Genomic DNA, 12,492 nt, shown 5'->3' with positions numbered 1-12,492 from the left:
GGTAAGCGCAGCGCCACCCGGCAACAAAGGCTGCTACATGATTAAAGCCCGAAGTGCCCGACGTGCGTCAGGCTGAACATCATGCGGGTGCTGATAATCAATGTTCTCTATTGCCCGGCTATAGAGGGCAACCAGCCAGTCGTAAACGTATGCGGTGGCCGCATGGACAGGCTGTTCCCCCAGGCGCGTCAGGCGCGGCGCGGCGCAGCTAACCACGGGCGTAACAAAGATTGCCAGCCCCTTACGGATGCGGCTTGCCGGACGTTCAGCAACAGGCGTCTGGTCGTAACCCAGCCAGCCAACGAAATTACCTATCACCGCATGCAGCTGTGCGGCGCTGCTCTTGTCGGTTTCGACAATACGCTGAAGCTGCTGAGGCAGGTTAAGACGGTAGCTGGCGACCACCAGAACCTCGGCAATTTGCTGTAACACCGCAGGCTCAAGACCCAGGCGTGTGGCCGCTGCGTCATTGCGACTCCACTGGCGCAAATGGTTCATCCACACTTTATGCGCCAGGCGCGCTTTATCTTTTGTCTGGAACGTGCTGGCACTTTCCTGCGCATTATCGGCAAACAGATCGATGGTATCCGTAAACAGACCGTTGACCTGCTCCTCGCGCGGTTGCTGGACGGCCAGAAGCGTTTCAAAGGCTTTGAGCGGAGGCAGAAGCCCTTCGAGCAACTCACCGTGGCGGGCAGCGCTGCTTTGCAGGGTACGAACCATGTTCTCGGCCTGAGTTCGTCTTGCTGCAGGCTCCTCAACCAGCGGTGCCAGATAGCTGTGCATTAAAGCCGACAGATCCTGGCGCAGCGCCGTTTTCAGCGTGTTAAGACGTTTCTGTCGCTGGGCAGGTAACGTGGCCTGAGACAGCCACTCGATGACGCGCTGCATGCTGTGGCTGTCCAGCGCCTGCAGCGTGCCCCAGCGCAGGCCTGGTTTACCCAGCAGATGCTGGACCGCTTCATCGAGATTTTGCCGGGTGGTAAAACGTGCGTCGTGAGGCGTAATCGCCCACACCAGACCCGGCAGGGCTGATTCCTCCGCAGGCTGCGTCTCTTTGACCCAGTTCATCAGTACCTTTGCTTTTTTTGCCGTCTGGTCGTGCTGCGCGGTCGCATTGCAGATCACCAGCACATCTGGCTGCAGCTGCTGGCGATAGTGTTCCAGCAGCCACTGACATTTGGCCTGGCTTAGCGGATCGGCGCTGTTGTCTGCAAATACCGGGATATCAATAATATCGACGTTATCCAGCGCGCTGCTCTCGACAGGCAGTACCAGTTCACGCGTCAGGAATGCCAGTACATCGACGGGGAGGCTAATAGCATTAAGCATCTCGCCGTTGTTCAGGGGATGCAGCAGCGTCTCCTGAGCGTCCGGAAGGGTAAAGGTGCCATGGGTCAGGAAGCCTTCGCCAGGCAGACCAAAGTTATCAACCAGCAGGCTGAGCGGGGCGGCAAGTTCGCTGGCGTGGCTGGTCTGGTGCAGAACATGGGCGAGTTTTAACCACTGCTGGGTCAGTTCCTGTTGCTCACCCCACAAAAGCGACCAGACGCTGGCCCGGGTGGTTAGATCAAGCGATGGCACCAGTTGCGCAAACTGATGCCACAGCACATCATCAATTTGCTGTCTGGCGGCAGGTACCGTGCTCTGCCAGAAGCGGGCAATCGCGCCAACTTCCTGCGCCGTTATGCCCGGTACACCCTGCGGCTGACGCAGGCCGCGCCACTTCTCAAGGCGCGTCTCGATAACGGCTTTATCCACGGCGCGGATCTGCGGGTGTAAGGTGGTGCGGGCAATAAACAGCTGCACCAGCTCGGCCTCGGTGACCAGGCTCAGACGTAGCGGGAAAGCCTCATCGTCCACTGCCGCGCTTTCAGTGGTGAAACGCAGTGCCATGTTGGTCAGGGCATGTCCCGGGTTGATATGTGAGAAGTAGTCAAACGTGCGTTGCCCGGGGGTGACGTTCAGCCGCCCGTTACCGTTGCCGCACAGGGACAGCAACAGATGCGCTTTGGCGCTTTGGGAGTGGCCATACAGACCAATGCTGCTCCGCCGGGTCAGGGCCTGTTCAATGGCCTGCTCCCGCGCCTGCGCCGCATTGATACGGGCCAGCAGGGCGTCGGCATCGTTATCCAGCACCGGGGCGTGCAGGCGCGTCTCGTTAATCCACCCGATTAAGGCCTGCGTGGTGGTCATCGTTGCACTCATTTCAGGTATACACTCCCGCTGTCGATCCAGTAGTGGCTACCGCTATGACGGCGATCGGCCAGGGTATTCAGTTTGAAGGTTAAGGCGTCTGGTGGGACAGGGGTTCCATCCTGCAGCCAGGCGTCGCTCAGCTCGAAAGATTCCGGGCCTTCGTGCTTGCTGCCTCCGCAGAGCTTAAGCCGCACGTTCAGCACGCCGTCGCCAGCAATCGCTTTGGCCAGTTCCGCCGAGTTGATACTCAGGGTGTACAGCGGCGTCGCCGGCCAGCGTGCGTTCGCCAGCTGGCGGAAGCCAAGCGTGACGTTCCCACGCAGCGGGAAATGCAGGCGGGCGTCGAGTTTTGCGCCAGGTTTATCCAGGTCGATATCCTGATACCAGACGTTCTCCTCACGCAGCGTGTTAACGGTGTTATCCAGCACGCCCAGATAGCGCACGGTGGAGTAAGCGCCAATATCGGCCGCCTTAAAGTTAAAGCGCGGCAGACGCAAATCGAGCGCCAGGCTGCAGAGCATGGCCCCCACGGCGGCGGTCGATTTCGGGTTGCCGATGCGACCCTGCTGGCTGAACGGATACCACTCATGAACCTGGTATTTATCCAGCCATACGATGCGATTAACCGGCACGGGCTGGAGATGGCGGATCAGCGCCTGCACGCCCGGCAGGCACCCCGGACGACCGGTGATCAGCAAAATATCGCAGCTGTAATGAGAGATCGCTTCGCACACCGCATGAAGCGGAGAGGCCAGCGTGAACTGACCTGCCAGCATCGCATCCTGCATTTCGCGGAAATTCACATGCAGCGGCACGGCAAACAGGTCGAAGGCTTCAGAGCCAGCAGGCAGAGCGTGGTCGACTGCCTGCTGCAGGTAGTTCATCACGTTGCGGGTCGGCTTCTGCGGCAGCAGATCGCCAAAGGTGGCATGCAAACCGGCCAGCGGATCGTCAATGTCGCTGGATTCCCACGCGGCAAGGATCGCATGACCGATCGGCATAAAGAGCTGAAGTGCGGTCTGCTGGCGCAATACCGCTTGGGTATCAATACGCCCGGAGTCACCGAACAACGACGCCATCAGCAGAGACGCGTCCGCAATGCCGGACTTCTGCAACTGCGTTTGCAGGGCTGGCAACACATAGCGCTGGATAACGTCCAGCAGCGTGTCGTCGCCGGCCACTTTAAACCCTTCGCGGAAGAGAAGCTGTGGCGTGATTTTGACGTTATTCCCGGAGCCGTCATCCAGCTGATAGTGGGTGATCGCCATATCTGTGGTGCCGCCGCCAATATCGATAGAAGCAACGCGCAGCGCGCGACCCGGCTGGACACCAGGCTCGGGTTCACGATCCGGGCGGGCGAGGGAGGCGAAGAAGGCTTCCGTCTGACCACCAAAACGGGAGATCGCTTCGTTGTAAAGCCAGACCAGTTGCCCGCAGCTCGCTTCATCCCACTCCATCTGGATCTCAGGCACCGGCACCACGCTTTTATCCTGCTGCTTGCGGGTGGCAAAGTCTTCATCCTGCGGATGCCATCCCATCGCTTTCCAGACGATGGCAATCGCTTCAAACATGCGGCGACGGAAGATCTCGCGCTCCTGCTTCGGCATCGCCGAGGGCAGTGTGAGGATCAGCGTGCGCAGCTGGCGCGGAGACGCCGGGAAGCCCAGACGCAAGCGCGTGGCGACGCTGTTGATCTGGCCCAGCGCCTGTGCCAGCAGCTCGCACAGCATATGGGTCATCAGGGTGCTGCGGCTGTACTGCGGGGAGAAAACCGGCAGACGCTCGTCCTGGGGCAGCGTAAACAGCGGTTCGCCGTCATCATTCATCAGGTTCATCAGCGGGAACGCGGTCGCCAGCGGCTCGCGTTGGGTTTTGCTGTTCATCTGGCTGAAACGCCAGTCCTGCACCACCGGCGTCTCATCCCACAGGTAGCGACGCGGGCTGGAGATACCGCTGTTACCTTCAGTCCCCAGACGCTGCATAGCCAGCTTACGCGCCTCATCGCCAACCCGGACAATAGAAGGCCAGACGAAGGCATCCTCGCGACCGCTTTCAACCGAGAAGTGCTGTTTGCCAAAGCGTGCTTCCGAGAACTCCAGGCGGCTGGTAAACAGGGGCTCATTGAGGAACTGCGGCTCGCTTAAAGAGCGCACCTGCAACTCGGCCGTCTGACGCAGACCGTCGTTGGCGTCGCCGTGATCTTCAATAATCACGCCGCAGGTATGGGTGTTGCCCACGTCGAGGATCAAATCGACCGGAATGGCAGGCGTGCTGAGCGTATGGGTGACAAATTTGACTTCCGGCACGGTGAGCTGTTCACCAAGCATGGTCAGCACATTCAGCCAGTGTGCCTGATACTCAAAGCTGCGCATGGCCTGCTGCAGATCGCGTTCTGAACGGTGTTCGACGTCCGAGGCGTACTGCGTGAACGCTTCGCGCAGCCAGCCATCTATCCACGTCTGGTCGAGGAAATTTTCTACTTCGGCATCGCGCCAGGCCAGCGCGAAGCGGGTCCCGTTAAGAATATCGTTTTCCACCGGCGACAGCGCGGAGGTGGCATGCTCTGCAATCTGGCTGTCGAGGGCGAGGGCGACACGATGGGTGTTACCTGCGGTGTCCGGCGTCTCCAGCTTGCGGACCTGAACGCGCGCCCAGTTGTCCGGGCCGTCAACAAAGGTTCGCGGCGGGTTGAAGCGCAGGAACGGAACGGGGAGCCAGACGCCATCCAGCACGGCCAGGGACTGATGCAGCGCGATGGTTGTCTCAGGCTTGACCACCTCAGGTTGGCCGCCGTCCGTGCCGGGCAGTGTGTAACGCCCGTTAACCAGGTCGAAATCAAGGCGCAAAAGCGGGCCGTTCGCGGTTTTACGCACGAAACGTCCGTTGCTGGCGGTGTCCTGCGGGGTCAGGCCGAAATCGAGGAACTGTACACCGCTGTTGGCAATAAGCGTAACGCTCTGTTTATAGTCGCAAAGATTTACCAGCATAGGATCAGGCACCTGCTTTCTTAAACGTCAGTGGAACGACGGTTTTTGCATCATAACGGGCATTGCATTCGGCGACATCGCTGGTGCCTGCTTTACAGGAGACTTCCGGCATCGGGTAGCGGGAACCGTCTGTGCAGCGTGCATTGCCGCGACTCTTAATCATCAGCTCGCCATTGCTGTGCAGGCCGGAGAAAACCTCTACGCGGCACACAACGTTATCGCCATGCACAACACGGGCGAAGCCTTTGTTGTTCTGGATCTGATAGCGCAGTGACGGCGGTTTGCCGGTCACCGGATCTTTTACGTCAAGAATGGCGCGCCAGGTGCCGTTCAGGAAACGCGTCGAGCCCGCTTTGACCTGACCGGCCTCCATGACCATGGCATCTTTCGGGATCGCGGCAATCACCACCGGGGCAGACACCGGAGCGGGATCGGGTTCCTTCGCTTTATTCTCTACCACCTCAGCCTGATGCAGCGGCAGCGGCTCAACCACTTTAATCGGTTTTGGGGCAATCGCCACGGGTTGCGGTGCCGGGGCGGCGGCTGGCGCGGGCTCTGCCGAAGGGGCCTGTTTTGGCCACAGCAGCGGGGCGGCAATGGCGGCAACGATCACAGCGGCAACCGGCAGCGACCATAAGGGCACGCGACGCTTTTTCACGACGGGCGCAGGAGCAGGCTCTTCAACAGGCGGCGCAACGGCGGGTGCGGACTCGGGCTCATACAGCGCTTCCGGCGTAATGCGCACAACCGTGGCCGGCGCGATCAAAGGTTCGTCAGCGTGTTCAAAGGTGACGGCCGGGGTCGGTTCTGGTTCCGGTTCAGGATCTTCAATCACCACCGGCGCGGGCTCAGGGATCAGCGATTCGCGCAGGCAGTCGAGTACGTCATCGCGTGCATTTTCGTTCAGGTTTACAAATCCCCAGAACGCAATGACCGGTTTACCGTCGACCAGATAAAGGAAATTTTCGCTCGGGAACTGGAAGGCTTTCGACAGCAAGGAGCCAAAAAGCTGTTGTGCGGTTTTAGGCGACTGGAGGCATTTCTTACTCAGCGATTCAACGCTGGCAAGGGTATTTTCCAGATAGCGCAGGGCGCGAAAACGGTCATCTTCATTGGCCGTTTTCCAGCTGGTGACGCTACCTTCCACCGGGGAGTACCAGTCCACGCGGTCACCGCCGTCGTTGACCTGTGGAATGGCCAGACAGTCGACAATGGCCTGCTGTTTGCGCAACCGGAGTGCTTCACGTATTTGCAACGCTGATTCAAAAACGGCTTGTCCGCCGCCGCCAACGGCCTGAAAATCATCCAGATTACCGCTGCGTAAAAGAGTTTTTGCCACGATTTGATCCCATATACTTCTTCACACCGTTACTTTAACGAAACCGGAAAGCAAACAAACGGAGGAAGAGACGCTAAAAGCGCCGATTTCTTGCGGCATAGATCGTGACGGTTGTGCTTGACGGATAATGGAACTTAAGACAAATCACCTTTTTCGGCACTGGCTGTAAAACCAGCGAAAAACGCGGCTTTAGAATAACCTGATAGTGTTTCGTTATTTGCCAGCTTATAGCGGCTGTGCTGTTATTACTGTCCTATATAATAAAACTGTCAGGGTTATAACCATGTCTACAGGGAAAACACTGCTCGCCCTTGCGCTGAGCGCTATTTTACCAGCCGGTGCCGCATGGGCGGCAAACAACGACACCCTTATTTACTGTTCTGAAGCGTCCCCCGAGTCGTTCAACCCGCAAATTGCCAGCTCAGGCCCGTCATTCGTCGCCAGCTCTCAGGTACTCTATAACCGCCTGATCAATTTCGACCCGGTGAAAAACACCCCGGTTCCGTCTCTGGCGGAATCCTGGACGATTTCACCGGACGGCAAGACCTATACCTTTACGCTGCGTAAAGGGGTGAAGTTCAACAGCAACAAATACTTCAAACCGACGCGCGACTTTAATGCCGATGACGTTATTTTTTCGGTCATGCGTCAGAAAGACCCTAAACACCCGTATCACAATGTGTCGCAGGGCAATTACGAATACTTTAACGACGTCGGCCTCGATAAGCTGATCCAGGACGTTAAAAAGGTCGATGATTATCATGTTCAGTTCACCCTCAGTGAACCGAACGCCGCGTTCCTGGCCGACTGGGGCATGGATTTTGCCTCCATTTTGTCTGCCGAATATGCGGATGCGATGCTGAAAAAAGGCACGCCTGAGAACGTCGATACCTGGCCAATTGGAACCGGCCCCTATGTACTCCAGCAGTACAAAGTGGATTCTCTGATCCGCTATGTGGCTAACCCGAACTACTGGGAAGGCCCGGTCCCGACCAAACACCTGATCTTCTCCATCACGCCAAACGTGGAGACCCGTCTGGCGAAACTGCAAACCAATGAGTGCCAGATCATTCCTGCGCCATCTCCGGTGCAGTTTGACGTCATTAAGAACAACAAAGACCTGACGCTGCACTCCGTCGATGCGCTGAATGTGGGGTATCTGGCGTTCAATACCGAGAAAAAGCCGTTTGATAACGTGCTGGTGCGCCAGGCGCTGAACTACGCCACCGACAAAAAGGCCATCGTTAACGCCGTCTTTATGGGCTCCGGTACGGTCGCGAAATCCCCAATTCCGCCAAATATGATGGGCTTTAATAAAGATCTGAAGGATTACAGCTACGACCCGGAAAAAGCGAAAGCCCTGCTGAAACAGGCCGGACTGGAGAAGGGCGCGGAGGTCACGCTGTGGTCAATGCCGGTACAGCGTCCGTACAACCCGAACTCCCGCCGTATTGCCGAGATGATCCAGAGCGACTGGGCGAAAGTGGGCGTGAAGGCCAAAATCATCTCTTACGAGTGGGGAGAGTATCTTTCCGGAATGCGTAAAGGCGAGCATGACTCCGCGCTGTTCGGCTGGATGTCGGATAACGGCGATCCGGATAACTTTGCCGATGTGCTGCTGGGTTGCAATAGCATCAAAACCGGCTCCAACGCTGCGCGCTGGTGTAATAAGGATTATGATGCCCTGGTGCAGAAAGCCAAACTGACCAGCAACCCGGACGATCGTGCGAAGCTGTATAGCCAGGCGCAGGAGATTTTCTATCAGCAGGCGCCGTGGATTGCGCTGGCAAACGGCAAAACGTTCTATGCAACCCGCAGCAACGTCACGGGTTACAGCGTGAGCCTGATGGGCAGTGATTTCTCAAAAGCGAAGCTGAACTAAGCATTTTATAGCCGGGTGGCGGCTACGCCTTACCCGGCCTACTCATGCCCCGTAGGCCCGGTAAGCGCAGCGCCACCGGGCAGATGAAAAGGAGTGACAATGTCACATTTAAACGAAGTTATCGCCCGTGTGGATGCCGCGATTGACGAAAACGTCATTGCGCATATGAACGAACTGCTGATTGAACTGAGCGAAGATGCTGAGCTGAGCCGCGAAGAACGCTATACCCAGCAGCAGCGCCTGCGTACCGCGATTTCGCACCACGGTAAGCAACATAAAGAAGAGATGGAGGCGCGCCAGGAGCAGCTCACCAAAGGCGGCGTTATTCTGTAATGTTCAAAACTGGCGTCGGGCCACCAGCCACGCGCCCACCACCAGCATTACTGCACCGCACACCGGGCCGATCAGCGCCCGCAGCGGGATGCCATGGCTTTTTAGCACGTCCATTATCAGCCCGCCGATGAGCTGGCTTGCCACCAGCACGGCGATGGTTGTCGCCGCGCCAACGTTCTGGTAACCACTAATGCTGGCAAAAACAAAAAATGAGCCCAGCAACCCGGGGATCAACGTCCACCAGCGCACCGTGGATGCCAGCTCGCTAAACCCCGCGACCCCTTGTTTAAACAGCAGAATGCTGACAAACAACACAATGCCGACCAGCGAGTTCAGCAGCATCGCAATGAGTATGGTGGAGGAGGACTGGGTGATGCGCACCATCAGGGTATTTTGCACCACCAGGCCAATGCCCGCCGCCACCAGAAAAGCCAGCGTCAGTGATTGGTTCATTTAATCGCATCCGGATCGCTGCGCTCATCAAGCTGCAGCTGCATAAAGGTTAAGTCCAGCCAGCGGCCAAATTTGGTGCCCACCTGCGGCATCTGACCCGTTGTAACAAAGCCAAGCGTCTGATGAAGATGGATAGAGGCGTGGTTCTGCGCTTCAATCCCCGCCACCATCACATGCTTGCCGATGTCACGGGCTTCAATAATCAACGCCTTCATCAGCATACGGCCAATGCCTTTGCCCTGGTGATCCGGGTGGACGTAAACCGAGTGCTCTACCGTATGACGAAAACCGTCAAAGGCGCGCCAGTCACCGAAGGAGGCGTAGCCGGTGATGATGCCATTCTCTTCGCTTACCAGCACCGGATAACCTGCGAGGGTGCGGGCCTCAAACCATGCGATACGGTTATCAGTATCGACCGTGGTATCGTTCCAGATCGCGGCGGTGTGCAGCACCGCGTGGTTGTAAATTTCACCAATAGCGGCGCAGTCTTCTTTGCAGGCATGACGAACGATCATGATGGAACCCCTGAATGTGTTGTTTACTATGTTATTACGTTATTGCTACGATATTACACAACAACCCGGACAGATGGCTACGGTATAAGCCCGATTTTTTTGTTATTAAAACCTCATTGAAATACCGTTCATACACTATAGTATGACGTCATGAACACCATAACAGACACGATGAATCAACGGATTAGCGCAAGAATTCGCCTTGAACGCGAATCACGCGGATGGTCGCTGAGCGAACTCGCCGATCGGGCAGGCGTCTCGCGCGCCATGATCCACAAAATTGAGCGCGGCGACAGCAGCCCGACGGCAACGCTGCTTGCGCGCTTATCCGGCGCGTTCGGCATCAGCATGTCAACGCTGATAGCAAGAGCGGAGATGCAGGAGGGTAAACTGCTGCGCCTTGCTAACCAGCCCGTCTGGCGCGATCCGCAAACCCATTACCTGCGCCGCCACGTTTCACCGCGCACCGATCTGCCCATCGATCTTGTCCAGGTTGAACTGCCCGCCGGGAGCGATGTGCCGATGCCCGCATCGTCCTATGCGCTGGCCCGCCAGCTGATCTGGCTGCAGTCCGGGGAGCTGGTCTTTCAGGAAGGCGACACCCGCCACGAAATGCAGGCCGGGGATTGTCTGGAGCTCGGGCCGCCCAATGACTGTCGGTTCATTAACGAAACCAATGAACCCTGCGTCTATCTGGTGGTTCGTCTTAACCAGTCTGGCTCGTAATGTTAAGGCGCTCAGGCGGATCATGAGCCAGGATCAATGGACATCTGTACCATAAGGAGTCTCTGATGAATCAATCTGTTTCGCAAAATCGTCGCTGGGTACTGGCTTCGCGTCCACATGGCGCGCCGGTCGCGGATAACTTTCGTCTCGAAGAGAAGCCGGTTCCGGTACCGGCGGCAGGACAAGTTCTGCTGCGTACGATCTGGCTTTCGCTTGACCCGTACATGCGCGGCCGCATGAGCGATGCGCCATCCTATTCACCGCCGGTTGAAATTGGTGCGGTGATGGTCGGCGGAACGGTCAGTCGCGTTGAGCAGTCCAGTCATCCGGATTTTAAAGCAGGGGAATGGGTGCTGGGATACAGCGGCTGGCAGGAGTACGACCTCTCTGACGGCAGTGGTCTGGTCAAACTGGGCGAAAATCCCTCCCATCCTTCCTGGGCGCTGGGCGTTCTGGGAATGCCGGGCTTTACCGCCTACATGGGGCTGCTGGATATCGGGCAACCCAAAGCGGGTGAGACTCTGGTGGTTGCCGCGGCAACGGGGCCCGTAGGTGCGACGGTTGGGCAAATTGGTAAAATCAAAGGCTGCCGGGTCATCGGTGTGGCCGGAGGCGCAGAAAAATGCCGCCATGCCGTTGAGGTGCTGGGCTTTGACCAGTGTCTGGATCATCATGCCGATGATTTTGCCACGCAGCTTCAGAACGCCTGCCCGAACGGTATTGATATCTATTATGAAAACGTTGGCGGTAAGGTCTTTGACGCCGTGCTCCCGCTGCTCAATACCTCCGCGCGGGTGCCGGTATGTGGTCTGGTGAGCGGCTACAATGCCACCGGTCTGCCTGAGGGGCCGGATCGTTTGCCGCTGTTAATGGGCACCATCCTGAAAAAACGCATTCGTATGCAGGGCTTTATCATCGGCCAGGATTACGGACACCGCATCAAAGAGTTCCAGGAAGAGATGGGGCGCTGGGTGCAGGAGGGTAAAATCCACTATCGTGAACAGGTGACCGACGGGCTGGAAAACGCACCGGATGCGCTGATTGGCCTTCTGGAAGGCAAAAACTTTGGCAAAGTCGTGATTCGCGTCGCGGCAGACAATAAATAAACAAGATTATGGCGGGGTAACCCGCCATATTTATTTGTGAAGATACGATATATTGTCTTTAATTAAACCTACACAGCTTTCGTGCCTTCCTTGCGGATGAGCCAAAGAGCGATAAAAAACCGTGTTTGTACTTTTTGATGTTTATACGCATTTCCCACCACCAGGCATGACGATACAGGATATATCGGACCAACGTCGTTTATTTAAACTGACGTTAATAAATAGCATTAAGTTTTAGCTACAGGAATTGAACATGCTTGATTTGGATCATTTAGAGAAAGCGCAAAGAATCAGTCTTACCATGCAAGTTGAAATCAGTTTGAAAGGGGCATTAATTACAGGCTCGTTGAAACCTGGCGCTCGACTGATTACCAAAGAGATTGCCGATAAATTAGGAACCAGTATCACACCGGTTCGTGAGGCACTTTTGCGTCTGGTCTCCTCAGGGGCGCTGCAGGCCACACCGGCGCAGGCGTTTCTGGTGCCGGAGGTCACGCTGGAACGCTATAACGAGATCACCGCTATCAGGAAACAACTGGAACCAATGGCGGTAGCGGCCGCCTGTCAGCATATGACGCCAGCTAAGCTTGAGACGTTGCGCAAAATGTCGGATGCCTTTCATGAGGCGATGCGCAACGGCAATGTTCAGCAGGCGCTGCACGCGAATCGCGTGTTTCGGTTCACCCTTTATCAGTATGCGGAGATGCCAACGCTCAGCGCATTAATTGAACAACTGTGGATACGCATCGGGCCCTGTATTAACTATCTGCATCAGGAGCTCAACGACATCAAAGCGTCGGCGTATCACAACGAGGAGTTACTTGCGGCACTGGAAAGAGGGGATGTTGAAGCCAGCCAGAAAGCGGTGGATAAACTGATTGATGAAGCTAATTCACTTTTACAGCGTCAATATTTTAGCTGAGGAATGATTTAGCAGCCAATCTATATTTCC

10 protein-coding genes are annotated in these 12,492 nt (G+C 56.7%); 5 read left to right on the top strand and 5 right to left on the bottom strand.

Annotation, left to right across the window (positions count from 1 at the left end; translation table 11 throughout):
• Nucleotides 1-33: 33 nt before the first annotated feature.
• The 3 genes from PUZ33_RS03410 to PUZ33_RS03400 are packed head-to-tail and all read right to left on the bottom strand — an operon-like array spanning nt 34 to nt 6,525.
• The gene (locus tag PUZ33_RS03410; protein ID WP_062676877.1) at nt 34-2,208 is read right to left on the bottom strand and encodes a virulence factor SrfC family protein; all 2,175 of its coding nucleotides are present in this window, start codon (nt 2,206-2,208) and stop codon (nt 34-36) included.
• Nucleotides 2,205-5,186: a virulence factor SrfB gene (locus PUZ33_RS03405; RefSeq protein ID WP_063161212.1), complete on the bottom strand. Its 2,982-nt coding sequence runs from the start codon at nt 5,184-5,186 to the stop codon at nt 2,205-2,207. Before PUZ33_RS03405 ends, PUZ33_RS03410 begins: the two co-directional genes overlap by 4 nt.
• A gap of 4 nt (nt 5,187-5,190) precedes the next feature.
• A complete protein-coding gene (locus PUZ33_RS03400) occupies nt 5,191-6,525 on the bottom strand; it encodes an SrfA family protein (protein WP_062676879.1) in 1,335 nt (444 codons plus the stop codon).
• Nucleotides 6,526-6,808: 283 nt separating this feature from the next.
• On the opposite strand from PUZ33_RS03400, the gene PUZ33_RS03395 reads away from it, so the two are divergent.
• Together PUZ33_RS03395 and PUZ33_RS03390 are read left to right on the top strand one after the other, a co-directional pair.
• Complete coding sequence (locus PUZ33_RS03395; RefSeq protein WP_062676880.1) at nt 6,809-8,407, top strand: ABC transporter substrate-binding protein; 1,599 nt, start codon at nt 6,809-6,811, stop codon at nt 8,405-8,407.
• A 99-nt stretch (nt 8,408-8,506) separates the two neighbouring features.
• Entirely contained in the window at nt 8,507-8,740 is a 234-nt protein-coding gene (locus PUZ33_RS03390; RefSeq protein ID WP_062676881.1) for a YdcY family protein, read from the top strand.
• Between the two features lie 3 nt (nt 8,741-8,743).
• Here PUZ33_RS03390 and PUZ33_RS03385 read toward each other — a convergent pair whose 3' ends face one another.
• Both PUZ33_RS03385 and PUZ33_RS03380 read right to left on the bottom strand, forming a co-directional pair.
• On the bottom strand, nt 8,744-9,193 hold the full coding sequence (locus PUZ33_RS03385) for a DMT family transporter (protein ID WP_023621252.1): 450 nt from the start codon (nt 9,191-9,193) through the stop codon (nt 8,744-8,746).
• Nucleotides 9,190-9,708 carry a GNAT family N-acetyltransferase gene (locus PUZ33_RS03380; RefSeq protein WP_013096485.1) on the bottom strand — a complete coding sequence of 173 codons (519 nt, stop codon included), beginning with the start codon at nt 9,706-9,708 and terminating at the stop codon, nt 9,190-9,192. Before PUZ33_RS03380 ends, PUZ33_RS03385 begins: the two co-directional genes overlap by 4 nt.
• A 150-nt stretch (nt 9,709-9,858) precedes the next feature.
• Here PUZ33_RS03380 and PUZ33_RS03375 point away from each other — a divergent pair, with 150 nt between their 5' ends.
• The 3 genes from PUZ33_RS03375 (at nt 9,859) to PUZ33_RS03365 (ending at nt 12,462) form a co-directional block, all read left to right on the top strand.
• Nucleotides 9,859-10,434 (top strand): helix-turn-helix domain-containing protein, encoded by a 576-nt coding sequence (locus tag PUZ33_RS03375; RefSeq protein WP_013096486.1) that lies wholly within the window; start codon nt 9,859-9,861, stop codon nt 10,432-10,434.
• 65 nt (nt 10,435-10,499) lie between these two features.
• Nucleotides 10,500-11,540 carry an NADP-dependent oxidoreductase gene (locus PUZ33_RS03370; RefSeq protein WP_062676882.1) on the top strand — a complete coding sequence of 347 codons (1,041 nt, stop codon included), beginning with the start codon at nt 10,500-10,502 and terminating at the stop codon, nt 11,538-11,540.
• A 253-nt stretch (nt 11,541-11,793) separates the two neighbouring features.
• Entirely contained in the window at nt 11,794-12,462 is a 669-nt protein-coding gene (locus tag PUZ33_RS03365; protein WP_013096488.1) for a GntR family transcriptional regulator, read from the top strand.
• The last annotated feature ends 30 nt before the right edge of the window (nt 12,463-12,492 follow it).

Source organism: Enterobacter cloacae complex sp. 2022EL-00981 (assembly GCF_028737495.1).
GTDB lineage: Bacteria > Pseudomonadota > Gammaproteobacteria > Enterobacterales > Enterobacteriaceae > Enterobacter > Enterobacter cloacae.
The sequence above is the reverse complement of the archived record's forward strand: the minus strand, read 5'-3'. Positions and strand labels throughout refer to the sequence as shown.

Bases quoted from the DNA above. Each gene is read 5' to 3' on its own strand.
- PUZ33_RS03380 (WP_013096485.1), bottom strand. From the start codon at position 9,708: ATGATCGTTCGTCATGCCTGCAAAGAAGACTGCGCCGCTATTGGTGAA.
- PUZ33_RS03395 (WP_062676880.1), top strand. From the start codon at position 6,809: ATGTCTACAGGGAAAACACTGCTCGCCCTTGCGCTGAGCGCTATTTTA.
- PUZ33_RS03405 (WP_063161212.1), bottom strand. From the start codon at position 5,186: ATGCTGGTAAATCTTTGCGACTATAAACAGAGCGTTACGCTTATTGCC.
- PUZ33_RS03390 (WP_062676881.1), top strand. From the start codon at position 8,507: ATGTCACATTTAAACGAAGTTATCGCCCGTGTGGATGCCGCGATTGAC.
- PUZ33_RS03410 (WP_062676877.1), bottom strand. From the start codon at position 2,208: ATGAGTGCAACGATGACCACCACGCAGGCCTTAATCGGGTGGATTAAC.
- PUZ33_RS03385 (WP_023621252.1), bottom strand. From the start codon at position 9,193: ATGAACCAATCACTGACGCTGGCTTTTCTGGTGGCGGCGGGCATTGGC.
- PUZ33_RS03375 (WP_013096486.1), top strand. From the start codon at position 9,859: ATGAACACCATAACAGACACGATGAATCAACGGATTAGCGCAAGAATT.
- PUZ33_RS03370 (WP_062676882.1), top strand. From the start codon at position 10,500: ATGAATCAATCTGTTTCGCAAAATCGTCGCTGGGTACTGGCTTCGCGT.
- PUZ33_RS03365 (WP_013096488.1), top strand. From the start codon at position 11,794: ATGCTTGATTTGGATCATTTAGAGAAAGCGCAAAGAATCAGTCTTACC.